The 23,229-nt window shown below is 68.0% G+C and carries 21 protein-coding genes; 14 read left to right on the top strand and 7 right to left on the bottom strand.

From position 1 onward, the window contains the following. The 12 genes from NM961_RS02625 to NM961_RS02570 all read left to right on the top strand — a co-directional run bounded on the left by NM961_RS02625 (window position 1) and on the right by NM961_RS02570 (window position 14,868). A complete protein-coding gene (locus tag NM961_RS02625; protein WP_255910962.1) occupies window positions 1–1,008 on the top strand; it encodes an amidohydrolase family protein in 1,008 nt (335 codons plus the stop codon). After that, window positions 998–2,263, top strand: a complete 1,266-nt coding sequence (locus NM961_RS02620) for an iron-containing redox enzyme family protein (protein ID WP_255910960.1) — start codon at window positions 998–1,000, stop codon at window positions 2,261–2,263. Before NM961_RS02625 ends, NM961_RS02620 begins: the two co-directional genes overlap by 11 nt. Before the next feature lie 494 nt (window positions 2,264–2,757). Next, window positions 2,758–3,741, top strand: coding sequence for a beta-ketoacyl-[acyl-carrier-protein] synthase family protein (locus tag NM961_RS02615; RefSeq protein WP_255910958.1), 984 nt, complete (start codon window positions 2,758–2,760; stop codon window positions 3,739–3,741). Between the two features lie 65 nt (window positions 3,742–3,806). Continuing rightward, window positions 3,807–5,045, top strand: coding sequence for an efflux RND transporter periplasmic adaptor subunit (locus NM961_RS02610; RefSeq protein WP_255910956.1), 1,239 nt, complete (start codon window positions 3,807–3,809; stop codon window positions 5,043–5,045). A gap of 96 nt (window positions 5,046–5,141) precedes the next feature. Next, a complete protein-coding gene (locus NM961_RS02605; protein ID WP_255910954.1) occupies window positions 5,142–5,849 on the top strand; it encodes an ABC transporter ATP-binding protein in 708 nt (235 codons plus the stop codon). Further along, the gene (locus NM961_RS02600; RefSeq protein ID WP_255910952.1) at window positions 5,849–8,278 is read left to right on the top strand and encodes an ABC transporter permease; all 2,430 of its coding nucleotides are present in this window, start codon (window positions 5,849–5,851) and stop codon (window positions 8,276–8,278) included. Before NM961_RS02605 ends, NM961_RS02600 begins: the two co-directional genes overlap by 1 nt. An 86-nt stretch (window positions 8,279–8,364) precedes the next feature. Beyond that, window positions 8,365–9,750, top strand: coding sequence for a hypothetical protein (locus tag NM961_RS02595; protein ID WP_255910950.1), 1,386 nt, complete (start codon window positions 8,365–8,367; stop codon window positions 9,748–9,750). 95 nt (window positions 9,751–9,845) lie between these two features. Continuing rightward, on the top strand, window positions 9,846–10,628 hold the full coding sequence (locus tag NM961_RS02590; RefSeq protein WP_255910948.1) for a thioesterase II family protein: 783 nt from the start codon (window positions 9,846–9,848) through the stop codon (window positions 10,626–10,628). Between the two features lie 50 nt (window positions 10,629–10,678). Continuing rightward, window positions 10,679–11,671, top strand: coding sequence for a TauD/TfdA family dioxygenase (locus NM961_RS02585; RefSeq protein ID WP_255910946.1), 993 nt, complete (start codon window positions 10,679–10,681; stop codon window positions 11,669–11,671). Window positions 11,672–11,727: 56 nt separating this feature from the next. Further along, complete coding sequence (locus tag NM961_RS02580) at window positions 11,728–12,150, top strand: hypothetical protein (RefSeq protein ID WP_255910944.1); 423 nt, start codon at window positions 11,728–11,730, stop codon at window positions 12,148–12,150. Between the two features lie 636 nt (window positions 12,151–12,786). Next, on the top strand, window positions 12,787–13,560 hold the full coding sequence (locus NM961_RS02575) for an SDR family oxidoreductase (RefSeq protein WP_255910942.1): 774 nt from the start codon (window positions 12,787–12,789) through the stop codon (window positions 13,558–13,560). A gap of 288 nt (window positions 13,561–13,848) precedes the next feature. Further along, window positions 13,849–14,868, top strand: coding sequence for a Kelch repeat-containing protein (locus NM961_RS02570; RefSeq protein ID WP_255910940.1), 1,020 nt, complete (start codon window positions 13,849–13,851; stop codon window positions 14,866–14,868). Here the strand turns inward: NM961_RS02570 and NM961_RS02565 are convergent. From NM961_RS02565 to NM961_RS02555, 3 genes are all read right to left on the bottom strand, one after another. Continuing rightward, window positions 14,837–15,067, bottom strand: coding sequence for a hypothetical protein (locus tag NM961_RS02565; RefSeq protein ID WP_255910938.1), 231 nt, complete (start codon window positions 15,065–15,067; stop codon window positions 14,837–14,839). The two genes, NM961_RS02570 and NM961_RS02565, sit on opposite strands and share 32 nt — an antisense overlap. A 125-nt stretch (window positions 15,068–15,192) precedes the next feature. Next, window positions 15,193–15,486: a hypothetical protein gene (locus tag NM961_RS02560; RefSeq protein ID WP_255910936.1), complete on the bottom strand. Its 294-nt coding sequence runs from the start codon at window positions 15,484–15,486 to the stop codon at window positions 15,193–15,195. Between the two features lie 82 nt (window positions 15,487–15,568). Then, the gene (locus NM961_RS02555; protein WP_255910934.1) at window positions 15,569–16,018 is read right to left on the bottom strand and encodes a lysozyme inhibitor LprI family protein; all 450 of its coding nucleotides are present in this window, start codon (window positions 16,016–16,018) and stop codon (window positions 15,569–15,571) included. A gap of 135 nt (window positions 16,019–16,153) precedes the next feature. Between NM961_RS02555 and NM961_RS02550 the strand changes: the two genes are divergently transcribed. Beyond that, the gene (locus NM961_RS02550) at window positions 16,154–16,588 is read left to right on the top strand and encodes a nuclear transport factor 2 family protein (RefSeq protein WP_255910932.1); all 435 of its coding nucleotides are present in this window, start codon (window positions 16,154–16,156) and stop codon (window positions 16,586–16,588) included. Window positions 16,589–16,672: 84 nt separating this feature from the next. Here NM961_RS02550 and NM961_RS02545 read toward each other — a convergent pair whose 3' ends face one another. Beyond that, window positions 16,673–17,035, bottom strand: a complete 363-nt coding sequence (locus tag NM961_RS02545; RefSeq protein ID WP_255910930.1) for a DUF3703 domain-containing protein — start codon at window positions 17,033–17,035, stop codon at window positions 16,673–16,675. A gap of 191 nt (window positions 17,036–17,226) precedes the next feature. On the opposite strand from NM961_RS02545, the gene NM961_RS02540 reads away from it, so the two are divergent. Then, window positions 17,227–18,240: a S41 family peptidase gene (locus NM961_RS02540; protein WP_255910928.1), complete on the top strand. Its 1,014-nt coding sequence runs from the start codon at window positions 17,227–17,229 to the stop codon at window positions 18,238–18,240. Between the two features lie 220 nt (window positions 18,241–18,460). Here NM961_RS02540 and NM961_RS02535 read toward each other — a convergent pair whose 3' ends face one another. From NM961_RS02535 to NM961_RS02525, 3 genes are all read right to left on the bottom strand, one after another. Further along, window positions 18,461–19,384, bottom strand: a complete 924-nt coding sequence (locus NM961_RS02535; protein ID WP_255910925.1) for a M14 family metallopeptidase — start codon at window positions 19,382–19,384, stop codon at window positions 18,461–18,463. Between the two features lie 162 nt (window positions 19,385–19,546). Then, a complete protein-coding gene (locus tag NM961_RS02530; RefSeq protein ID WP_255910923.1) occupies window positions 19,547–20,641 on the bottom strand; it encodes a serine hydrolase domain-containing protein in 1,095 nt (364 codons plus the stop codon). A gap of 140 nt (window positions 20,642–20,781) precedes the next feature. Further along, a complete protein-coding gene (locus NM961_RS02525) occupies window positions 20,782–23,172 on the bottom strand; it encodes an ATP-binding cassette domain-containing protein (RefSeq protein WP_255910921.1) in 2,391 nt (796 codons plus the stop codon). Window positions 23,173–23,229 lie beyond the last annotated feature (57 nt).

Genomic DNA, 23,229 nt, shown 5'->3' with positions numbered 1-23,229 from the left:
ATGGTTCCGCTGCCGCGGGTCATCGACGGTCACTGCCATCTGGCCTCCAGCCGCTGCATACCGCACGGCTTCTTTCTCGGCGTGGCGCAGAACATCGCGCGCAAGATGCCGCGCCATGCGCCGCCGCCGGATCTGGACAAGCTCACCCGCATGCTGATCTCGCAGTACGAGGATCACGATGCGGACAAGCTGGTGGCCAAGATGGACGAGGCGAGCATAGAACGCACTGTGCTGCTGGCGCCGGATTTCAGCCACGTGTTCGACGCCCAGTACAGCTACGAGGACGTGGCGCGGCAGCATGCCGCCGTGCGCGCGCGTCATCCGGGGCGCTTTCATGTCTTCCTCGGCGTGGATCCGCGCTGGGGCCGGCAGGGCTGCGACTACTTCGAAAAGGCGGTGGACGAGTACGGTTTCGAAGGGCTCAAGATCTACCCGCCCTGCGGCTATTCGCCCAGCGACGCCGTGCTGTTCCCGCTGTATGAGATCTGCGCCGCGAAGGGCCTGCCGGTATTGCTGCATACCGGGCCGACCACGCCGACGCTGCAGTTCGACACCGCCGCCCCCAGCCTTATCGACGGCGCCGCGCGGCGCTTCCCCGCGGTCAACTTCATCCTGGCCCACGGCGGCGTGAACTTCGTCGAGCAGGCCAAGCTGATGTGCAACTACCGGCCGAACGTGTACCTGGACATTTCCGGCTTTCCCGCGGTGATGGCACCCGGCGGCTGGCGCGCGCACCTGGCCGACCTGTTCGCCCAGGGCATCAACCACAAGATCATCTTCGGCAGCGACTGGCCGGTGTTTTCCATGAAGGACGATCTCAAGGCCATGACCGCGGGGCTGCTGGAGGAGGGCGGTCCGCTGGCGCGGCTGCCGCGCCCGGCGGTCGAGGCCATCCTCGCCGGCACCATCGAAAGCCTGCTGCCGGCGCGGGCGCAGCACCCTGTTTCAACGGCCAAGGCCGCACGACACGAAACCAACGCTAGGGAGATAGCAAGCAATGAATGTTGAATTCAGTTGGCCCAAGTCCATCGACGCCAAGCTCGGCGCCGGTGTGGTCGCGCTGTACAACGATGCGATCAAGTCCACCACGGTGATCGGCTACACCGCGCCGCTGGACGAGGAGGCGGGCGGCAAGGTTGTCGATGCGCTGCGCGATTCGCTGGACAAGAACGCAATCTCGCTGTTTGCGATCCGCAAGGAGGACGATCTGGTCGGCATGGCCATTCTGTCGGCGAGCGAGATGCCCAACTGCAAGCACATCGCCAATCTGTCCAAGGGAATCATCCGCTCGGATTTCCAGAAGAGCGGCCTGATGAAGACCGCGTTCCTGAGCATCGCCGAGCACTGCGAGCGCGAAGGCCACGACCTGATCACGCTGGACGTGCGCGAGAACTCGGTGCCGCACCAGATCTGGAGCAGCATAGGCTTCAAGCCCTACGGCGTGCTCGGCGACTACGCCCGGGTCGACGGTGTCTCGCACCCGGGCGTGTTCATGTACCAGCCCACGGCCGAACTCAAGCAGCGCCTGAGCGCACCGCCTGCCGCGCCGCAGCCGGCACCGCGCTTCCTGCCGAACGAGGAATTCCGCCTGAAGCTGCGCGAGGAACTGGAAAGCCGCATCACGCTGACCCATCCGCTGGTCAAGACCCTGCTCGCCGACGAGCCCAAGTGGGATCTGCTGCGTTTCATGACCCTGCAGGGTTACCAGCTGACCAAGCATTTCCTCGAATACATCGAGACCCTCTACCACCACTGCCCGCGCGGCAAGCACAAGCGCCGCCTGCTGTTCAACATGTTCGAGGAGGAGACCGGCCGCTTCTCCAAGACCGACAACCACGTCACGCTGATGGAGAACTTCATCCGCGCCATCGGCATCAGCGACGCCGAGCGCGACCGCGCCGTCGCCCTGCCGCGGACCCGGGAACTGATCGATTACCGCATGGACCTGGTACGCGACCGCCGCACCTTCCACATGGGCGCGGCCGCCGTGATGATCGCCAGCGAAGGGCAGAACCTCGAAACCGCCGCGGGCGAAGCGCGCCACGACCTGCTGCCGCGCCTGTACAACCTGACCGAGACGGACCTGCAGTTCTTCTCCGTGCACCAGAAGGAAGACGTCGGCCACGTGAAGGAAGGCATCAGCCTGGTGGCACATATCTGCGACACGGTCAAGATGCAGCAGGAGGCGCTGGAGGCCGTGCGCCGCACCTGCGACCTGTTCTACGGCATGTACGACGGCGTGGCCGAGGCCTGCGGCGTCTGATCCGGCGCGCCCCGGCCGCTGCGGTTCCGGGCGGCCCGGGGCGCGGGTTTATCGTTTTGCAGCATTCCCAAGGCACACTAGATTTCAATTGAACCTGGTATGGAAAAATCCTTATACTCGTTTGTCGGATTAGCTCATTTTGTTTTATCCGGCACGCAATCCAAATTTTGCAATTTCGTAGCCGCCGACTCCGCTTCCGCTCGCCACCGCGAACGGCGGCCGGTGCGGCCGGCACGGAGCGCCGCCGGCAGCGCCGGCGGCAGGCGGGAAGGGATTTGCGGCAAGGTCCGGGCACGATGGCGCCGGGGGGCGCGTCCTGCCGCATACGGGCAACAAGCAACGGCCGTCTCCGGCGCCAGCGGCGCCGCGCTCGTGCTGCGGCGCGCCTGCGTGCCGGGCCTGCGCGACCGCGCTCTTGCCTGCGTGTGCCGGCATCCGGCAGCGGTCGCAGGAAGTGGCTCTCGCGACGAAAGGCGGTGGGACGAGTGATGGTCATGGCAGACGCACAGGTCGACAGGGCTCCGGGCTGGGGCGGCATACGCATCGAACTCGGCGACCGCAAGCGCGCGGTCGAATCGATAGAGGACGCCGCCGCGCAGTTCCGCGCGCAGAAGCTGCCGATGAACCCGGCCCTGCTGGGCTACGGCCATTTCCATGAATGCACCGAGCCGGCGGAACAGCCGATCTGCCGCGCCATCGCCGCCTCGCTGGCCGATACGGGCCTCGCCGCCGCCGATGTGGACCTGTTCATCATCGCCGCGGCGGACGTGGACTACCTCGCCGCGCGCAAGCTGATCCCCGAATTGCTGCATCAGTGCGGCCTCGATGCCGCGCTGCCCATGACCGTCACCTCGCAGGAATGCACCAGCCTGCTCTCGGCCATCGACATGGCGCGGCGCTATGTCGCCGGCGGCGCCTTCCGCAATGTGCTGGTGGTCTGCTACGACAAGGCACGCAGCGAGGCCCAGCGCATCCAGTCCTTCGGCGTGATCAGCGATGCGGCCGTAGCCTGCGTGGTCTCGGCCGAGCTGCCGCTGGAATTCCGCATTCGCGGCTATGCCCACCGTTCCGACCTCGCCGGCATGCGCGGTGGCGACGACTTCGCCAGCCGCCGCGCGCTGCTGGGCAAGGTGACCGGCGACGTGCTGGCCCAGGGCGGCGTCGCCCTGGCCAACGTGCGCAAGGTGTTCGCGACCAATTTCTTCAGGCCGCTGGCCAAGTTCAACGCGGCCACGCTGGGCCTGGCCGAGGACCAGCTCTACACCGATCTCTCGCCGGAGATCGGCCACTGCCTGTGCGGCGATCCGCTGATCAACTTTTCCGGTTTCCTGGCCGGCGCGGCCGTGCCGGCGGCGTCCGGACTCTACCTGTTGCAGGCATATGCGCCGGGCTTCCTCGCCAGCATGCTGGTCGAGCAGGCCGGCGTGCCGGCGGTGCGGCACGGCAGCGCGGCGGCGGAGATCGTGCAGGACTGGTAGCTATGTCCCGGCCGCGGCCGGGATCTTTGCAATTCAATTCATCAAGAGCGTTTCGTATGGACGTAATGCGCGAACCTGCCCGCAAGCGCTGGGGCAACAACAAGAAGTTCATCGGCCTCGGCGCGCTGGCCGCGGCCGGCATCCTGGGCATCTGGCAGATGGCGCCGGCCCTGCCCAAGGTCACCTCGGACTCGGTGCTGATCGATACCGTCAAGCGCGGCGAAATGATCCGCAAGATCAGCGGCCCCGGCGTGCTGGTCGCGGTGGAGAACCGCCTGATACCGTCGATCCTGCCCAAGGCCCAGGTCGAGCGCGTGCTGATCCAGCCCGGCAGCGTGGTCAAGCCCGACACGGTGCTGTTGCAGCTGAGCAATCCGCTGATCATGCAGCAGTACGACGAGGCCAAGCTCAAGCTGCAGGTCGCGCTGGCGGAACTGGAGGCGCTGAAAGAGCGCCTCAATGACAACCTGCTCAACCAGGAATCCCAGGTCGCCACGGTGCGTTCGCAGTACGAGGCGGCCAAGTTGCAGGTCGAGTACGAATCCAAGCTGATCAAGGATTTCATTGTCTCGGAGCTGCAGCACAAGAAATCCAAGCTCACCGCCGAGCAGCTCAAGACCCAGCTCGAAATCGAGATCAAGCGCGAGCAGGCCATCCCGCAGCTCAATGCGTCCGAGCGCAGTGCCAAGGCGGCGGAGATCTCGCTGCTGCAGCGCCAGATGGAATTGCAGGAAAAGCTGGTGCAGTCGCTGGCGGTGAAGGCCGGCATCGAGGGCATCGTGCAGGAGATACGGGTCAAGGAAGGGCAGGGCGTGGACCAGGGCGAGATCCTCGCGCTGGTCGCGCGGCAGGACCGCCTCAAGGCCGAGATCCGCGTCATCGAAAGCCAGGCGCGCGAGGTCGTGGTCGGGCAGAAGGTTGCCATCGACGTCGGTAACCGTACCGAGGCCGGCACGGTCGCGCGCGTGGACCCCTCGGTGATCAACGGCACGGTCATCGTGGACGTGACCTTCGACGGGGAGCTGCCGCAGGGTGCGCGCACCAACCTGCGCGTCAACGGCACCATCGAGATCGACCGCCTCAAGGATGTGCTCTACATCGCCAAGCCGGCCCAGGCCCAGGAAAACGCGCAGGTCAGGCTGTTCAAGGTGGACGATTCCGGCGTGGCTACGCTGACCGAGGTGCAGCTGGGGCGTACCTCCTCTTCCACGGTGGAAGTCGTCGGCGGCCTGCTGGAGGGCAACCGCATCGTGCTTTCCGACGTGTCGGAGCTGTCCGGCGTCGAAAAATTCCAGCTCAAGTGACCACAGGGACCGGCGCGCGGCCGGGTTGAATTCCGCGGGAAAAATTCATTCATGTCCGGCCGCCGGCGTGGCCGACTTCTTTGCGAGCACACCACCATGGAAAAGTCTGCCGTCATCACCATCGAAGGCCTGAGCAAGGTATTCGAGACCGAGCGCATGGAGACCCACGCGCTGTCGGATTTCAACCTGACCATCAACCGCGGCGACTATGTCTCCATCTCCGGCCCCAGCGGCTGCGGCAAGTCGACCCTGCTGTCCATCCTCGGCCTGCTCGACAGCCCGACCCGCGGAAAATTCGTGCTCAACAACATGAATGTGGCCAATCTCGACGCCTCCCAGCGCGCCAGGATCCGCAACAAGGAGATCGGCTTCATCTTCCAGGACTTCAACCTGATCGGCGACCTGACCGTGGCGCAGAACGTGGAGCTGCCGCTGACCCACCGCGACATGGGCAAGGCCGAGCGGCGCGAGCGCGTGATGGCCTGCCTGGAAAAGGTCGGCATGACCCAGCGTGCGGAGCACTATCCGGCGCAGCTCTCCGGCGGTCAGCAGCAGCGCGTGGCGGTGGCCCGCGCGCTGGTCGGCAAGCCCTCGATCATTCTCGCCGACGAACCCACCGGCAACCTGGATTCCAAGAACGGCGACGCGGTGATGGACCTGCTGGCCCAGCTCAACGGCGAAGGCGTGACGATCTGCATCGTCACCCATGACAGCCGCTACGCCAATTACGCCAAGCGCGTGGTCAAGCTGCTCGATGGCAAGGTCGTCACCGACAGTCTGGCCGCCCAGGTGGAAGCCGCCTGATGGAAGCCCTCATCCGCGACATGGGCTATGCGTTCCGGCGCCTGCTGGCGCAGCCCGGATCCACGCTCATCATCATTCTCACCCTGGCCTTCGGCATCGGCGTCAACACGTCGATCTTCTCGCTGGTCAACGGCGTGCTGTTCAAGGAGCTGCCGTTCAAGCGCGGCGGCGACATCGTCGAGATCCGCCAGACCGCGATCAAGGCCGGCGTGGACAACACCGGTGCCTCGGCCCTGGACGTGAAGGACTTCCGCGAGCAGAACCGCTCGCTGGAAGACGTGATCGAATATCACTTCATGTACTTCTTCATCGCCGGGCAGTCGCCGGCGCTGGTGAAGTCCGGCATCGTCTCGGCCAACTATTTCGATTTCCTCGGCGTCAAGCCGGCGCTGGGGCGCAGCTTCGTCGCCAGCGACGACGCGGTCGGCGCCGAGCCCGTGGTGATACTCAGCCACGAGTTCTGGAACAGCCATTTCAGCGCCGATCCGGACGTGGTCGGCAAGACGCTTGAAATGAACGGCAAGGCCAACCGCGTCGTCGGCGTGCTGCCGCGCATGCCGCAGTTCCCGGAGGTCAACGACATCTACATGCCGACCTCGGGCTGTCCGACCCGCGGCGACGCGGAGTTCATCAACACGCGCAGCTCGCGCATGATGAGCATGTACGGCCGCACCAAGCCCGGCGTCAGCCTGCAGCAGGCCGGCAGCGACCTCGACATGGTCGCCAAGCGCCTGCATTCCACTTATCCGGCCGACTATCCGGCCGAAGCCGGGTTCGGCGTGAAGGTGCTGTCGCTGCAGAACGAGCTGACCAAGGATATCCGGCCCTCGCTGCTGCTGCTGCTCGCAGCCAGCCTGCTGGTGCTGTTCATCACCTGCACCAACGTGGTCAACCTGACCCTGGCGCAGCAGTCGCGCCGGCAGAAGGAGCTGGCCGTGCGCGCGGCGCTGGGCGCCGACCGCATCGACATCGCCAAGAAGCTGCTGGTGGAAAGCATGATGCTGGCTCTGGCCGGCGGTGCCGGCGGCCTGCTGCTGGCGTACTTCAGCCTGGACCTGCTGACTTCCTTCGCGGCCACGTTCACCAGCCGCGCCAGCGAGGTTTCCATCGACGGCCAGGCCCTGGCGTTCAACCTGGTGGTCTCGGTCGCGACCGGCCTGATCGTCGGCCTGGCACCGGTATTCGGCAAGCAGGACATCGTCACCGCGCTCAAGGAAGGCGGCGCCCATGCGACCTTGAGCCGGCAGCGGCAGAAGGTGCGCAAGCTGCTCATCGTCGGCCAGATCGCGATTGCCTTCATGCTGGTCACCGGCGCCGGCCTGATGATCCGCAGCTTCGTGGCGCTGCAGCGTATCGATCCGGGTTTCAGGAGCGACGATATCGCCATCGCAACGATCCCCCTGGACTGGAACAAGTACGATCCGGGTGCGATCCGCAATTTCGTGCGCGAGCTGCGCAACGGCCTGTCAGGCTCGCCCGAGGTGCAGGGCGTCGCGTTCACCACGGCCTATCCTTTCGGCAGCGGCATCGGCGTATCGCTGGGCACGGCGGTAATCAGCTTCGACGACCGCGCCGCGGACGCCGGCGGCGGCAAGCGGGTGAATTTCCGTACCGTCAGCGGCAACTATTTCGAGCTGCTCGGCATTCCGCTGGTCGCCGGCCGCTACATCAGCGACAGCGACGACGAGAACGCCACGCCCGTGGCCGTACTCAGCCGCGCCATGGCGGAGAAGTACTGGCCCGGCGAAAGCCCGCTCAACAAGCGCATCTCGCCCGACCAGGGCAAGACCTGGCTCACCGTCGTCGGCGTGGTGCAGAACATCAAGGGCGCCGGCTTCGACAAGCCGCCGATCGACGAGTACTACGTGTCCTATGCGCAGAGTCCGAGCCAGAGCGTCAACGTGCTGCTCAGGACCAAGGCCGCGCCGAACAAGGTCAGCGCTTTGGTCAAGGCCGCCGTCGCGCGCGTCGACGCCAACCAGCCGGTGACCAAGGTCACCACGCTGGCGCGGGTGATGTCCGACACCCTGAGCACGCCGCGCATGCTGTCGCAGGTGCTCAGCCTGTTCTCGTTCCTCGCCCTGACGATTTCCATGGTCGGCGTCAGCGGCCTGCTGGCCTTCACCGTGAGCCAGCGCACCAAGGAGCTGGGCATCCGCATGGCCCTGGGCGCCGAACCGCACGCCGTGCGCCGCATGATCCTGGGCCAGGGCCTGGTGCTGGTGGCGGTCGGCCTGGTGCTGGGCATGGTCGGCAGCCTGCTGCTGGGCCGCCTGCTGGCCAGCCTGATCTACGGCATCTCGTCTTCCGACGTGTTCACCTTTGTCCTGGTGACCTTCCTGTTCCTGGCCGTCTCGCTGGCCGCCTGCTGGCTGCCGGCGGCCCGGGCCAGCCGCCTGGATCCGAACGCGGCATTGCGCACCACCTGAGCCCGCGCCGGCGGCCGCCCGCGGCCGCCGGCTTTTCCATGGTGCGGCTGTTCGCGCCGCGCCGCCCCACCGGTTCGCAGGTATCAATGGATATGAACCCCGAAATCGTCAACAACCACCTGGCCACCTCCCGCAGCGCGGTGCGCTTCCTCGACTATTCCGTCAACCAGCAGCGCTGTCTCAAGCGGCTGCCGCTGCTGGACGATTCGCTGCCGGTCTATTTCCGCAACTACCCGTACCCGCTGCACGCCTGGCCCTGGTTCATCGCCGCTGACATGCGCCGTACTTTGCAGGACTGCGCCTGCCGCGTGCCGGAACTGATCTACCGGGCGCTGCGCGCCGAGTTCCGCGACGACGCGGCGCGCTTCGCCGCCTTCTTCCGCATGCAGGAGATCCTCGCCGGCATTTTCCTGGATTCGGGCCTGAACCTGGACCACGTCATGCTGCGCATGGATGCGGTGATGACCGCGCGCGGCCTCAAGATCATGGAAGTCAACGCCGGTCCCAACATCGGCGGCTGGCAGATCCAGTGGATGGACCAGCAGTACCGCAAGCAGCCCGAGCTGATGCCGTTCTTCGAGGCGAACGAGTGCCGCTCCAAGAACATTCCGCTGGGCTACATGCGCCATCTGGTCGACCAGTCCATCGCCGGCGGTGCGCTGGACGAGGGCCGGGTCAACGTGATGTTCAGCGTCGACGACGGCTTCATGAACGACGCCATGCAGGACACCTTCCGCAAGCTCTACTACCAGGCCCTGGCCGATGCGGGCGTGGAAGGCGAGATCTTCTTCGAGGTCGGCATCGGCGCGGTGGAATACCGCCACAGCGGCGTATTCCTGCGCGGCCGGCGCCTGAGCACCCTGGTGTCCTACCACTTCAACACCGACATGGTGCTGCCGCACGAACTGTACCGTGCCTACCTGCGCGGGCAGGTGTACTGGCCGGACAATCCCTTCGTTTCCGTGCTCGGCGACAAGCGCGCGCTGGCCATTGTCTACCGGCATCGGGACACGGGCCTGTTCACGCCGCAGGAGCGCGCGATCATCGAGGAATTCGTGCCCTGGTGCGAAACCGTGCGTGCGCAGAGCGTCGACTTCGATGGCCGGCGCTGGGACATGGAGCAATTGCTGTTGCAGCGCCGCGCCGATTTCGTGGTCAAGATCGCCAACGGCGCCCAGGGCAACGACGTGTTCGTCGGCCGCTACCAGAGCGACGCGGACTGGCGCGGCATCGTGACGCGCGCGCTGGGCGAGGGCGCCTGGCTGGCGCAGGAATACTGCGCCTCGCTGCCGTTCTACGGCCAGTACGGCGACGAGGGCTATGCCGAGCACGACGTGATCTGGGGCGTGTTCGGCTTCGGCCGCAGCTACGGCGGCTGCTGGCTGCGCCTGATGCTGCGCAACAGCGGCAACGGCATCATCAATTCCGCCAAGGGTGCGCAGGAAACCATCGTGTACGAAGTGCAGGACTGAGCTGCGCGGACGCGCCGCCGGATTACGTCCTGGAAGTCGCGGGGCAGGGCGCCCCGCGGCGTGCCGCCACCGCGGCGCAGAGCAAGGAAACCAACGTGGCAATCAAGTCAGACAAGTGGACCAGCATCGCCGCGCCCAACCCGGGCGCGGCAATGCGGCTGTTCTGTTTTCCCTATGCCGGCGCCGGCGCTTCGGCGTTCCGCGACTGGCCGCGCTACCTGCCGCGCAGCATTGAGCTGGTGGCGATACAGCCGCCGGGGCGCGAAAACCGCTTCTCCGAGCCGCGCCTGAACCGCATCGAGGATTACGTGCAGGCAGTGCGCGGCGCCGTGCTGGCGCTGGCGGACAAGCCGTTCTTTTTTTTCGGCCACAGCCTGGGGGCGCTGGCCGCGTTCGAGCTGACCCGGCGGCTGCAGGCCGCCGGCGGGGCCGCGCCGTTCCACCTGGTGGTCTCCGGCATGCAGGCACCGCCGCAGCCGCGCCGGCGCGAACCCATACACGGCCTGGCCGATGCCGAGTTCCTGCAGCGCATAGGCGAGTACAACGGCACGCCCAGGGAGCTGTTGCAGGACGCCGAGCTGATGCAGCTCTACCTGCCGCTGCTGCGCGACGATTTCGCCATCTGCGAGACCTATGCCTGGCGCGCCGGGGCGCCGCTGGCCTGCCCGCTCACCGCCCTGGGCGGCAGCGGCGATGCCGAGGTCACGCTGGAGGACCTGCACGCCTGGGCCGGCCTCGCCGGCAACGGCTACGACGAGCACGTCTTCGACGGCGATCATTTCTTCATCCAGCCGCACAAGCTGCGCATCCTAGAACTGCTGGGCGCGATCGGCCTCCGCGCGCCGCGCACCGGCCTGGCGCAGGCCGAAGCCGGCTGAGCGGCGCCGGCCACAGCGTTCCCAGCGAACTCCTACCAAAGGTCACCGACATGGACACCGCAACCCTGGAAAGGCCGATCGCCGCGGCGCTCGGCGCCGTCGCCGGCCGCGACATCCTGCTCAATCTGGAGCACTCCCCGCTGCGCCCGCTGGACTGGGCGCGCCAGCACCGCGGCGAGGTCGAGGCCTTGCTGCATGAGCGCGGCGCGCTGCTGCTGCGCGGCTTCCGCTTCCACAGCACGCGCCAGTTCGGACAGTTCCTCGAAGCCCTGTTCGAGGAGGGCCTTGCCGAGTACAGCTACCGCTCCACGCCGCGCACCAAGCTGGGCGGCAATGTCTACACCGCGACGGAATACCACCCCAGCGAGACCATTCCGCAGCACAACGAATCCTCGTATGCCAGCGTCTGGGCCATGCGCATCGGCTTTTTCTGCCTGATCGCGCCGGCGCCCGGCGCCGGCGGCGCCACGCCCATCGCCGACAGCCGCGCCGTGCTGCGCCGGCTGCCGCCGCAGCTGGTGGAGAAGTTCGAGCGCAAGCAGCTGCAGTACGTGCGCAATTACGGCAGCATCGATCTGCCCTGGTCGGAAGTGTTCCAGACCGAGGACCGCGCCCAGGTCGAGGCCTTCTGCCGCAGCCATGGCATCGCCTTCGAATGGATCGGCGAAAACGGCCTGCGTACGCGCCAGACCACGCCGGCGGTGGCGCAGCACCCGGTCACCGGCGAGCGGGTGTGGTTCAACCAGGCGCACCTGTTCCATGTCTCCGGCCTGGGCCAGGACGTGGCGCGCGATCTGCTCGCCGCCTACCGCGAGGAAGAGCTGCCGCGCAACGTGTATTTCGGCGACGGCTCGGCCATCGATGCGGCCGACCTGGACTGTATCCGCGCCGTCTACGATGCGGAGAAATATCACTTCGATTGGCAGAAGGACGACATCCTGCTGCTGGACAACATGCTCTACACCCACGGGCGCCAGCCGTTCTCCGGCGAGCGCAAGATCCTCGTCGGCATGGCTGGCGCGCACAGCCATCCGGCAGCCTGAGCCGCGCGGCGGCCGCGCCGGCCGCCGCATGCATCCGTTCCCCAGCGAGTACCTCCATGTTCGTTCCCCGCACCGTGCGCACCTCCCGGGACTGGCCGGCCGACGACGGCATCAAGCTGTATACGATCTCCACCTCGGCCGAGCCGGTGGCGCAGGCGGTGTTCCGCGCCCGCCTGGCCGCGGTCAAGGCCGCGCGCGCCGTCCCCTGGCCGACAACGCCGCATTTTGCCATTTTCCATCACGGCGCTTCCTGCCACTACCTGATCCTGGCCTGGTGGGCCAACGACAACGAGCTGTTCAACTCGGTGTCGGTGCTGACCGGCGACGGCTGGGTGGAAGATCCGTCGCGCTATTCCTTCTGCCTGTACGACCTGGAAGTGTTCTGGGACGAACGCAACAGCTATATCGCCACGATCGACTGCGCGCAGCCGGATATCGCCGGCTACCGCCAGCGGCGCCGGGCGGACTGGCTGGTCTGATCCCGCCCGCGGCGCGGCGGGCTGCGCCGCGGCGTTGCTGCGGCTCGCGGAAGGCCGGCGCGACCGCATGGCCGCGGTGCGGAGCGGGCCTGGCACCGCCGCGGTAGCCTGGATTCCGCGCACCGTACCAGCGCCCGGCCAGCGCATGCGCTGGACCAGGACGCCGCGAAACTGCGCGGCGATTCGCTGTCCATTGCCGGTTTCGGCGGCGACTGAGCAATGGCCGGTGCAGCGGCCGCGCGGGTCCCGCCGCAGTCCCGCGGCGGCCCCACATGACGACAGATGCCGCACTCGCTGCGGATCGGCAGCGTTGCAACGGCACGAATTCCATCCCGGGCGCTGCCAAAGTAAATCCTGCCGCTCCCGGACGTTGCATTGAAATTTTTCCAATAATCACAATGCCCAACGGCCGGCGGGTCAAGACGCGGCCGTATGCCGCGCGAAAGCAGCTTGCGCCGCTGGCTCGCGCGGCGCAGCGGCCGCTTGCGGCCGCCGCCTGGCGAGGTCCCGCCATCGAGTCCCCAATCTCCAATCCCGATTGATAAGAATTCCTGGACGATCCATCCCGCCACAGCCAGTCAAACGCGATCATGCCGGTTGCTAGCATGCGGCTCCTACTGAACCGAGGAGACGCGCATGGCCAATCATTCCATCACTGGCAAGGTTGTGCTGATTGCCGGCGGCGGCAAGAATCTGGGCGGACTGATCGCACGCGATCTGGCCAGGCATGGCGCCCGGGCCGTGGCCATCCACTACAACAGCGCGTCCAGCCGCGCCGACGCGGAAGCCACGGTCGCGGCGATCCAGGCCGCCGGCGCACAGGCAGTCGCGTTCCAGGCCGACCTGACCTCGGCCGGCGCAGTGGAGAAGCTGTTCAAGGATACGGTCGCCGCGGTGGGCCGGCCGGATATCGCGATCAACACTGTCGGCAAGGTGCTGAAGAAGCCCCTGGTCGAGATCAGCGAGGCCGAGTACGACGAAATGGCGGCGGTGAACGCCAAGTCGGCCTTCTTCTTTCTCAAAGAGGCCGGGCGCCATGTCAACGACAACGGCAAGGTCTGCACCCTGGTCACCTCGCTGCTGGGTGCGTTCACGCCGTTCTACGCTGCCTACGAAGGCACCAAGGCGCCGGTGGAACATTTCACCCGCGCCGCATCCAAGGAGTTCGGCGAGCGCGGCATCTCGGTCACCGCCGTAGGCCCGGGGCCGATGGACACGCCGTTCTTCTATCCGGCCGAAGGCGCCGATGCGGTGGCCTATCACAGGACAGCGGCGGCGCTGTCGGCCTTCTCGCGCACGGGCCTTACCGATATCGAGGACGTCGTGCCCTTCATCCGCTTCCTGGTGTCGGAGGGCTGGTGGATCACCGGCCAGACCATCCTGATCAACGGCGGCTATACCACCAAGTAACCTCGCGGCGGCGGTGGCGCCGCGGCAGCGCATTCGCCGTGCCGTTGCCGCCGCGGCACAATGGCGCCGCGATGTGCATGCGGCGGCGCCGCCGCTCGCACCGGTGCTGCACCGCGTGGCAAGAGGCGTCCATTCCTGTCCGGTACCCTCCGCGGCTTTGCACGGCATGCGCTGTCGCCGCACCGGAGTGCCGGGGGTGGCCGGCGATGATTGTCCAGCGGCTACTTGTCCGCTTTGCTCCCCGGCTGATGCGCAGTTTGCGGACGCGCCGCGTCCAGGGGAGCCGATGTGAAAGCGATTACCCTAGTGCGGATTCCATTGCGCCGCGGTGCCGCGGCGCTGGCGCTGTGGTTGTTCGCCGCGGCCGCAGCCGGCGAGGCGGCGGCACAGGCCTTGATTACGGCCAGGCAGAATCACAGCGCGACCCGTCTGCTGTCCGGCCAGGTGCTGGTCGCCGGCGGCTTCAATGAGAACCAGAGTGCCTTGGCCAGCGCCGAACTCTACGACCCGGCCAGCGCCAGCTGGAGCGCGACCGGTTCGCTGACCACGGCGCGTTCGGCGCATACGGCGACCTTGCTCGGCAACGGCCGCGTGCTGGTGGCCGGCGGCGCGAATGCTTCGGGCACGGCGTTGGCCACTGCCCAGTTGTACGATCCGGCCACCGGCCAGTGGAACACCACCGGCTCGCTCGCCAATGCGCGCTACGAGCACACTGCGACCGTGCTTGCCAACGGCCGCGTGCTGGTGGCCGGCGGCCGCACCGGCAGCGGCGGCAGCAACACCGCCGCGCTGGCCACGGCCGAGCTGTACGATCCTGCCACAGGCAACTGGAACGCGGCAGGCAACCTGATCAGCCCGCGCGCCAGCCATACGGCTACCTTGCTGCCCTCGGGGCTGGTGCTGGCCGTGGCCGGTTCCAATGTCATTCCGCAGTCGTCGGCCGAGCTTTACGACCCGACCATCAACAGCTGGAGCGCGGCCAGTTCGCTTTCCACCACGCGCGTGATCCAGACGGCAACGCTGCTGGTCTCCGGCAAGGTACTGATCGCCGGCGGCGACGGCGCCATCCTGTCGCAGGTGTACGACCCGGCGACGGCAACCTGGCGCAATGTCGCCGGGCTGGCGCTGGGCCGCTACAACCATACGGCGACGCTGCTTGCCTCGGGCCGCGTGCTGATCGTGGGCGGCCGGCGCAGTACCGGCACCATCGCCATCGCCGCGACCGAGGAATACGACCCCAACAGCGGCAGTTTCGCTGCAGCCGGCGACCGCATCTTCAAGGACGGATTGCAGCCCCCGGCTTCGTAGGCGGCGCGGCAGGCGCCGCGCCGCGCAGGCGTATGCCGTTCGCAGTGGCGTTGGCGCTGATGCCCAGCTGGCCGCGGATGTCGGTGCCTATGAAACAGCCTTCGACCCGGTGCGGCCCGGCCGAGAGCAGTTGCAGGTTGGTGCGGAAATTGTTGATCGCCAGCCCGCGCAGGCTGAGCCGCGGATTGCCGTTGCCCACGTCCAGCCCGGCCTGGGACGTGTTGCCGTAGCCGTGCAGTTCTATGCGCAGCTGCGCATTGCTGCCGCCGGCCTCCGGCGCGAGGGTGTTTGGCAGCGCGCCGGGCTGGCTGTAGCCGTCGATGCTCAGGTCGTCGGAAATCGGCGGCAGGCTGCTGGCCGGGGCGATGCCCAGTGCGCGGTCGCGGCGACATAGCCGGGATCGGCGGCCGGGATGGCGAAGGTGATCGTGTCGGCGCCGCTGCTCGCATTCGCGCGCAGGGTGGTGCCGCGCAGCGAGCCGTTGCCGTTGCTGCCGTCGCCGTCGCAGAGCTGGAACGGCGCGCTGCCGTTGTCGCTGGTCGTATCCACCAGGAGTGCGGCGGCCGGCGCCGCGGTGCTGTGCAGGGCGAGCAGGGTGCAGAAGGCGAGGCGGCGCATGGTGGGTTCCGCAGGCAGGGTCCTGCGACGGACTTGCGCGCTTGCGGCGCAAAGCTGACACGGATTTCGCGCCGCGCCGGTTTCATTCGGCCATTTCGCGCAGGCCGTGCAGATCGCCTTCCAGGTCGCAGACCCGCGCCCGCCGCCGTTGCAGCGCCGCGTCGGCGATATTCAGCGCGGCCGAGGTGCCTTCGTTGCCGTGGCGCGAGCCGCTGGCATCCCAATCGGCCTGGGCCTGGTCGAAGGCCAGCCACGCGCGCTGTGCCTTGCGCAGCAGCTCGCGGTCGGCCGGCGCCGCGGCCCGCAGCAGTTCGGCATAGACGCGGTTGAGTTCCTTGTCCCAGGCGGCGTAGGCGGCGGACTGGGCATCGCGCAGATCGACCGTGACGCCGCCGCTGCGGGCAGAGGCTTCGGCCAGTTCGCGGTCAATGGGATGCGGCGTGGCGCGGCCGCAGAACGGTTCCTGTGCCGGCGCCGGGGTGCAGAGCAGGGCGAGCAGCAGGGTGGTTGCGGCGGGCAGCGGTGCGGACATGGGCGTTCTCCGGTGATGAACCCGTATACGCAGGATCGCGCCGGTTTCTCCGTGCTGGCGCGTTCGCCGCCATTGCATGGCCGGCGCGGCGACGGCGTGGAAGAATCCGCCGGCCGCCCTTTACGGAAACCTGCCATGTCTGCAAGACGCCTGCTGTTCCTGCCCGTCCTGTTCGCTGCGGCGGTACCGGCCCGGGCCGACGACGCGGCCGCTGCGCTGCGTGCCCAGGCCGCGGCCTGGGACGAGGCCATCGTGCGCAAGGACCGCGCGGCAGTGGAAAACAACCTGCACGCGCGTTTCTTCCAGATCGACGGCGAGGGCACGCGCCACGAGCGCGCCGAATTCGTCGCCTCGCTGCTGGATGCCCGGCTGCAGATCGATCCGTATACCGTGCCCGATCTGGAAGTCCGCCAGTATGGCGACACCGCGCTGCTGAGCGGCAGCACGCGCATGACCGGCCGCTACGACGGCAAGCCCTTCACCAGCCATTACCGCTATATCGATACCTATGTGCGCGAGAACGGCGAATGGCGCGTGGTGGCGGTGCAGATAACGCGGATAGCGCCGTAGCGGGCATGCCCATGGCGCGGGCCTGATACCGGACCGGTACGCATCGCATCGCCCACCGTTGGCGAAATGCAATCGGCGTTGGACTCAGCGCCGCCGCGCCCGCGCAATTGTGGCCGCCAGATCCGCCGGCACCGGCAGCGGCTTGAACGGGCTGATGTTCGCGCCGCCGGTATTGCCGCGCGGCACCCAGCCCAGCGCGGTCTTGCCCGCCGCGCCGGCCAGACGCAGCAGCTGGCCGCAGCATTCGCGCCAGTCGCGCCGGCGCCAGCCCCAGCACAGCATGCGCCAGTGCACCCGCACGTGATGGCGGGTGGAGGCCTGTCCCAGCACATGGGCGCGCTCCAGATGACGGAAGGCGCGTGCCGCCGCACCGGCCTGTTCGGCCTGTTGCGCCAGGGCCAGCTCGTGCTCGACATCGGCGCGGATACGCCGGCTGAATCCGCTCATGGGGCATCCCTCTGCAAGTACCGCCGGGCGCAGTGCAGGCACCTGACGGCGGCGGGCGAGTGTAGCAGGCGGGCGGAGCCCGGGCCGTGCGGCGGCCGCGCCGCGCACGGAGCTTTTCGTAAGCATTCCGTCAGGACGCCGTGCCGCGGCGCGGCGACAGTTCACGCCCCGTTTTTGTCCTGCGAGCCGTCATGCGTCTGTTTTCGTCCCTGCTGCTGCGCCGTTGCGGCAGCGTCCTCCTGTGCAGCGTGTTCTTGTCCGGCCTGTTGCCGCCGGTGCAGGCGGAGCCGCCGTTGACGCCGGCCCAGGTGGCTGAGGTCGTGAACGCCGCCGCCGCGCAGATCCGCGGCAACCATTTCGATACGGACGAGGGCCGCCGCATTGCCGCGGCGCTGCAGGCCTGGCAGGCGGCGCGGCCGGAGCAGCATTTCGACGCCGCCGGGCTGAGCCGCGTCCTGACCGCCACCTTGCGCGAGATCAGCGGCGACCGCCATTTCCGCGTCCTGCGCGAAGCCGATCTGGCACCGTCCGCGGCGCCGGCGCCAGGCGCGCCCGCCGCCGCGGCGGAGGAAGCCGGCGCGGCCGCGGCCAGCGGCATCCTGGAGGCGCGGGTCGACGGCGACGGCGTGGGCCGGCTGGTGCTGGCGCATTTCCCGGCCGATACGGCGCAGAGCCGCCAAGCCTACGCGGCCGCCATGGCCAGCCTGCACAGCGCACGCGCGCTGCTGATCGACCTGCGCGGCAACCGCGGCGGCGACCCGCTCAGCGTGGCGCAGTTGCAGGGCTATCTGTTCGCGCGGCCGGCCTTCGTCAGCATGGATTTCCTGGCTCGCGGCCAGGTCGTCGGCGAGAACCGCATCGCCAGCGACCGGCCCGGCTGGCATCTGCCCGAACCGGCGCCGATGGCGGTGCTGATTTCCGCGCAGACGTTTTCCGGCGGCGAGGCGCTGGCCTACGATCTCAAGGCCTACGGCCGCGCCGTGCTGCTGGGCGAGACCAGCGGCGGTGCGGCCAATCCCACGCGCTTGCTGGAACTGCCGCAGGGATTTGCGCTGAGCGTGCCCTACCTCAGCCCGCGCCATCGCCTGACCGGCGGCAACTGGGAAGGCCGCGGCGTGACGCCGGATATCGCCTGCGCGGCGCAGCAGTGCCTGGAGCAGGCGCTGGCGCTGTTGTGCGCAAAGCTGGGGCAGGCGGCGCCGTAGTTGCGCGCGGCCAGGGCAGGGCCGCGCCGGCGCGACGGCCATCCCAGGCACGCTGTTCTCCGGCGCTTGCGCGCCCCGGGGCATGCGGCGGTCGCCGGCCTGCCTGGTGTTGCGCGGGTTTCAGTCCGCCGGCATGCGATGCTGTGACGGCACGGATTGCCTGGCGTCGCGGCGGCGGTATCGGATGGCCGCCGCCGCGGTGGTTTCCATGGCGTGGGCGCTAGCCCTGCCGCGCCAGCGCAAAGTCGATTGCCGCGCAGACGGCCGCGGCCTGGGCGGCATTGCACTGCTCGGGGCTGGCGCGCGGGCTGTCGGGATAGACCTCGGTCGTCGTCGTATAGCGCGCGTCGGTGATGCCGGCGCACAGGCCCAGCTGTTTCACCGGATAGTTGATCACGCCGTGCGCGACCACCGGCGAGCCAATGATCTGGCCGGCCGCATCGGCCGGTGCAATATGGGTGATTTTTTCAACGGCGGCGATCACCGCCTGCTGGAACTCGGGCTGCGGATTGTCCGTGTCGCCGACCAGGTAGAAGCCGTCGGGAATGCTGTCCGGCTCATAGGGCTTGCCGTCGCGGGCGGCCAGGGCGGGGCGGAATTCGCTCTCGTCGCTGTCGGTGGTCTCGTGCAGGTCGATATGCACCAGCACGCGGCCCTGCAGCGGTGCGACCAGGCGCAGCAGCGCCGCGGATTCGCCGGCCGGGCTATCGGGGCGAAACGAGCGGTTGGGATCGACCGCATCGCGGTTCCAGCGGTGGATGCGCTCATAGGCCCAGGGGCTGATGCACGGCGCGACCAGCAGGTTGACCCGGCCGGCATAGTCCTGCGCATGCTCGCGCAGGAAACGCAGCGCGCCGTGCACGCCGCTGGTCTCGTAGCCGTGCACGCCGCCGGTGACCAGCACCACGGGCAGTTCCTCGCGCCAGTCGCGGCTGCGCACGGCGAGCAGGGGATAGGTGTCGGGCGCGTAATCCAGGCGGCCGTATTCGCTCACATCGAAGCGTGCGCGCAGCGGCTCGATCGCGGCCAGCACATCCTCGGCATAACTGCGCTGGCGCTGCTGGCGCGACAGCCATTCGGCCTTTTCCGCCGCGCCCCAGGGCTGGCCGGGGGTTCCGATGGGATAGAAAGCGTGTTCGGTCATGGGCTGGGTCGCTCGCTGAGGGCTGGCTGGGCCGGAGACTGTAGCAGTGAGCGACGGGATTCGGGATTGGCGATTCGGGATTTGCGGCAGCGACGGGATTCATGATCCGGGATTGGCAAAAGCGCCGTGAATTGCGGGCTTCCACGAATCCCGGATCCCGGCTCAACCCGCCATGCGCCGCAGCAGCGCCACGAACGCCGCATCCTGGCCGATCAGGTCGAGTACGGGCAGCACCGCCTGCGCGCCGTTGTTGCTGTTGGTGAAGATCACCGTGCCGTTGCCGCTATCCGGCGAGAAGTAGGCCAGGGTGAAGGTGCCTTCGTCCTTGCCGGTATGCAGCAGGTAGCGGCGGCCGTCGATCAGGAAGGATTCCCAGCCCAGGCCGAAGCCTATTTCCTGCGGGCAGTCGTTCGCGCGCGGCGGCTTGCAGAAGTCGGCGCGGCGGTCGGACTGGATGCGCGCGCGTTCCGCTGCCAGCGCGGGCGTCAGTCCCTGGCCCTGCATCAGCGCGATCAGGAAGCGGGCGTAGTCGCGCGGGGTGGAGAACACATCGTCGGAAGCCAGTGCCTGCGTGCGGATCTGCAAGGGCAGCACCTTGCCGTCGCCATCGTGAGGCAAGGCCAGGCGGCCGTCGAACCAGGGCTGGCGCGTGTAGGCGGTCTCCTGCATGCCGGCCGGCCCGAACACCAGCTGCTGCGCCCATTGGTCCAGCGGCGTTCCGGTCTTGTTGGCGACGAAGCGGGCCAGGTATTCAAAGCCTTCGCCGGAATAGCCGATGCGCGTGCCGGGCTGCTGCTGGAAGGCCAGTTTGCCGTCGCGCCAGTTGGGAAATCCGGTGCGGTGGCTCAGGGACAGGCGCGGCGTCAGCAGGCGCGCGCGCGGATCCCCGGCGATATCCGGATCCAGCCAGTGCGTGTACATGGGCTCGTCCAGATCCACGTTCTGCCGGGCGGCCAGCCGCAGCACGGTCTCGGCCGAGAGCGGCTTGGCCAGGGAGGCGACGTTGTACAGCGTCGCCGGCGTGGCAGCGCTGCCAGGGCCGGCCTCGCCCTGGGCAATGCTGAAAACCAGCCGGCGATTTTCAATATGCGCGATGGAGACGCTGGCGATGCGCTGCTGCGCCAGCAGCGCGGGAAGTGCGGCCTGCAGCCGCTGCTGCGGGCCGGCACCGGCCGATGGTGCTGCGCCCTGGACCGCGGCGGCGAACAGGGCCAAGGCGAAACCGGCGAGGGCGGGCAGGCGGGCGATGCGCTTCATGATCTTTCCTGGGGCGGGTTGTCGATGGCCCCGGAGATACGGCGGCACGGCCGGCGGTTGCAGCGGGCTGCGCGGCAGCCGCAGTCGGCGTGGATGCCTTGCGAGAAAAACGCCGCGTCCGCAAGCTGCCGCTCTGCTCTTCAGCCGCCCAGGTAATTCGCCAGGTGCTTGCCGGTCAAGGTGGAGCGCGCCTTGACCAGCGCCGCCGGCGTGCCCTCGAACACGATGCGGCCGCCGTCGTGGCCGGCACCGGGGCCGAGATCGATGATCCAGTCCGCATGCGCCATCACGGCCTGGTGGTGTTCGACCACGATCACCGACTTGCCTGCATCGACCAGGCGGTCCAGCAGCGCGAGCAACTGGGCCACGTCGGCCAGGTGCAGGCCGCTGGTGGGTTCGTCCAGCACGTAGATGCCGCCCTTGTCGCCCAGGTGCGTGGCCAGCTTGAGGCGCTGGCATTCGCCGCCGGACAGCGTGGTCAGCGGCTGGCCCAGGCTGAGATAGCCCAGGCCCACGTCGGCCAGGCGGTCGAGGATGGCCTGTGCCGCCGGCGTGCGCGCCTTGCCGGCGCCGAAGAATTGCGCCGCCTCGGCCACCGGCATGGCCAGCACTTCGGCAATGTCCTTGCCGCCGAGTTTGTACTTGAGCACCTCGGGCTGGAAGCGCTTGCCTTCGCAGTCCTCGCAGGTGCTGGCGACGCTGTTCATGAAGCCCAGCTCGGTATAGATCACGCCGGCGCCGTTGCAGCTGGGACAGGCGCCTTCGGAGTTGGCGCTGAACAGCGCGGGCTTGACCGCGTTGGCCTTGGCGAAGGCGTTGCGGATGGGATCGAGCAGGCCGGTGTAGGTGGCCGGATTGCTGCGGCGCGAGCCGCGGATGGCGCCCTGGTCCACCGCGATCACGCCGGCGTCGGCGGGAATCGAACCGTGTACCAGCGAACTCTTGCCGGAGCCGGCCACGCCGGTAATCACGGTCAGCACGCCCAGCGGAATATCCACGTCCACATCGCGCAGGTTGTGGGTTTTCGCGCCGCGGATGGCGAGCTTGCCCGAGGGCTTGCGCACGTTTTTCTTGAGCTGGGTGCGGTCGTCCAGGTGGCGGCCGGTCAGGGTCTTGCTCGCGCGCAGGTCCGCCACGCTGCCCTCGAAGCAGACCGTGCCGCCGCCGGCGCCGGCGCCGGGGCCCAGGTCGACCACATGATCGGCGATGGCGATGGATTCGGGCTTGTGCTCGACCACCAGCACGGTATTGCCCTTGTCGCGCAGGCGCAGCAGCAATTCGTTCATGCGCTGGATGTCGTGCGGATGCAGGCCTATGGTCGGTTCGTCGAACACATAGGTCACGTCGGTGAGCGAGGAACCGAGGTGGCGGATCATCTTGGTGCGCTGGGCCTCGCCGCCGGACAGGCTGCCGGCGGGGCGGTCCAGCGAGAGATAGCCCAGGCCGATTTCCACGAACGCATCCAGGGTCTTGCCCAGGCTGGCCAGCAGCGGCGCCAGCGCCGGCTTGTCCAGGCCGCGCACCCATTCGGCCAGGTCGCTGATCTGCAGGGCGCAGGCGTCGGCAATGCTGATGCCCTTGATCCTGGACGAACGTGCCGCCTCGCTGAGACGGGTGCCGCCGCAGTCGGGGCAGGTGGTGAAGGTCATGGCGCGTTCGACGAAGGCGCGCACATGCGGCTGCAGCGCATCGACATCCTTGGCCAGGAAGGATTTCTGGATCTTGGGGATGATGCCTTCGTAGGTCAGGTTGATGCCGTCGACCTTGATCTTGGTCGGCTCCTTGTAGAGCAGGTCATGCAGCTCCTTCTTGCTGAACTTGCGTATGGGCTTGTCCGCATCGAAGAAACCGCAGCCGCTGAAGATGCGGCCGTACCAGCCGTCCATGCTGTAGCCCGGAATCGTCAGCGCGCCTTCGTTGAGCGATTTGCTGTCGTCGTAGAGCTGGCTCAGGTCGAAATCGGTGACCGAGCCGCGGCCCTCGCAGCGCTGGCACATGCCGCCGGTGCGGGTGAAGGTCTCGCGCACGGTCCTGGTCTTGCTGCCGCGCTCCACCGTGATCGCGCCGGCGGCCTTGACCGAGGGCACGTTGAACGCATACGCGCTGGGCGGGCCTATATGCGGCTTGCCCAGGCGGCTGAACAGGATGCGCAGCAGGGCGTTGGCATCGGTGGCGGTGCCGACGGTGGAGCGCGGATCCGTGCCCAGGCGCTGCTGGTCGACGATGATGGCCGTGGTCAGGCCGTCGAGCACATCGACTTCGGGCCGCGCCATGCTCGGCATGAAGCCCTGCACGAAGGCGCTGTAGGTCTCGTTGATCAGGCGCTGGGACTCGGCCGCGATGGTGCCGAACACCAGCGAACTCTTGCCCGAGCCGGACACGCCGGTGAACACGGTCAGGCGGCGCTTGGGAATCTCCAGGCTGACGTCCTTGAGATTGTTGACCCGGGCGCCGTGCACGCGGATGCGGTCGTGGCTGTCGGCAGCGTGCGCGGCAACCGCCGGTGTTTCGGTCTTCCTGGGCTTGCTCATGACTGCTCCGTCGGCGGAGGGAATGGCGGGCACGCCAGGCCCGGCGCCGCGCCGGCG

Source organism: Tahibacter harae (genome assembly GCF_024437735.1).
Classification (GTDB): domain Bacteria; phylum Pseudomonadota; class Gammaproteobacteria; order Xanthomonadales; family Rhodanobacteraceae; genus Tahibacter; species Tahibacter harae.
The sequence above is the reverse complement of the archived record's forward strand: the minus strand, read 5'-3'. Positions and strand labels throughout refer to the sequence as shown.

What these genes read in the sequence shown, in the direction of transcription:
- NM961_RS02535 (WP_255910925.1), bottom strand. Translation starts at nt 19,384, where the DNA reads ATGACCGAACACGCTTTCTATCCCATCGGAACCCCCGGCCAGCCCTGG.
- NM961_RS02605 (WP_255910954.1), top strand. Translation starts at nt 5,142, where the DNA reads ATGGAAAAGTCTGCCGTCATCACCATCGAAGGCCTGAGCAAGGTATTC.
- NM961_RS02600 (WP_255910952.1), top strand. Translation starts at nt 5,849, where the DNA reads ATGGAAGCCCTCATCCGCGACATGGGCTATGCGTTCCGGCGCCTGCTG.
- NM961_RS02595 (WP_255910950.1), top strand. Translation starts at nt 8,365, where the DNA reads ATGGATATGAACCCCGAAATCGTCAACAACCACCTGGCCACCTCCCGC.
- NM961_RS02620 (WP_255910960.1), top strand. Translation starts at nt 998, where the DNA reads ATGAATGTTGAATTCAGTTGGCCCAAGTCCATCGACGCCAAGCTCGGC.
- NM961_RS02555 (WP_255910934.1), bottom strand. Translation starts at nt 16,018, where the DNA reads ATGTCCGCACCGCTGCCCGCCGCAACCACCCTGCTGCTCGCCCTGCTC.
- NM961_RS02585 (WP_255910946.1), top strand. Translation starts at nt 10,679, where the DNA reads ATGGACACCGCAACCCTGGAAAGGCCGATCGCCGCGGCGCTCGGCGCC.
- NM961_RS02580 (WP_255910944.1), top strand. Translation starts at nt 11,728, where the DNA reads ATGTTCGTTCCCCGCACCGTGCGCACCTCCCGGGACTGGCCGGCCGAC.
- NM961_RS02550 (WP_255910932.1), top strand. Translation starts at nt 16,154, where the DNA reads ATGTCTGCAAGACGCCTGCTGTTCCTGCCCGTCCTGTTCGCTGCGGCG.
- NM961_RS02575 (WP_255910942.1), top strand. Translation starts at nt 12,787, where the DNA reads ATGGCCAATCATTCCATCACTGGCAAGGTTGTGCTGATTGCCGGCGGC.
- NM961_RS02610 (WP_255910956.1), top strand. Translation starts at nt 3,807, where the DNA reads ATGCGCGAACCTGCCCGCAAGCGCTGGGGCAACAACAAGAAGTTCATC.
- NM961_RS02525 (WP_255910921.1), bottom strand. Translation starts at nt 23,172, where the DNA reads ATGAGCAAGCCCAGGAAGACCGAAACACCGGCGGTTGCCGCGCACGCT.
- NM961_RS02530 (WP_255910923.1), bottom strand. Translation starts at nt 20,641, where the DNA reads ATGAAGCGCATCGCCCGCCTGCCCGCCCTCGCCGGTTTCGCCTTGGCC.
- NM961_RS02545 (WP_255910930.1), bottom strand. Translation starts at nt 17,035, where the DNA reads ATGAGCGGATTCAGCCGGCGTATCCGCGCCGATGTCGAGCACGAGCTG.
- NM961_RS02615 (WP_255910958.1), top strand. Translation starts at nt 2,758, where the DNA reads ATGGCAGACGCACAGGTCGACAGGGCTCCGGGCTGGGGCGGCATACGC.
- NM961_RS02540 (WP_255910928.1), top strand. Translation starts at nt 17,227, where the DNA reads ATGCGTCTGTTTTCGTCCCTGCTGCTGCGCCGTTGCGGCAGCGTCCTC.
- NM961_RS02560 (WP_255910936.1), bottom strand. Translation starts at nt 15,486, where the DNA reads ATGCGCCGCCTCGCCTTCTGCACCCTGCTCGCCCTGCACAGCACCGCG.
- NM961_RS02625 (WP_255910962.1), top strand. Translation starts at nt 1, where the DNA reads ATGGTTCCGCTGCCGCGGGTCATCGACGGTCACTGCCATCTGGCCTCC.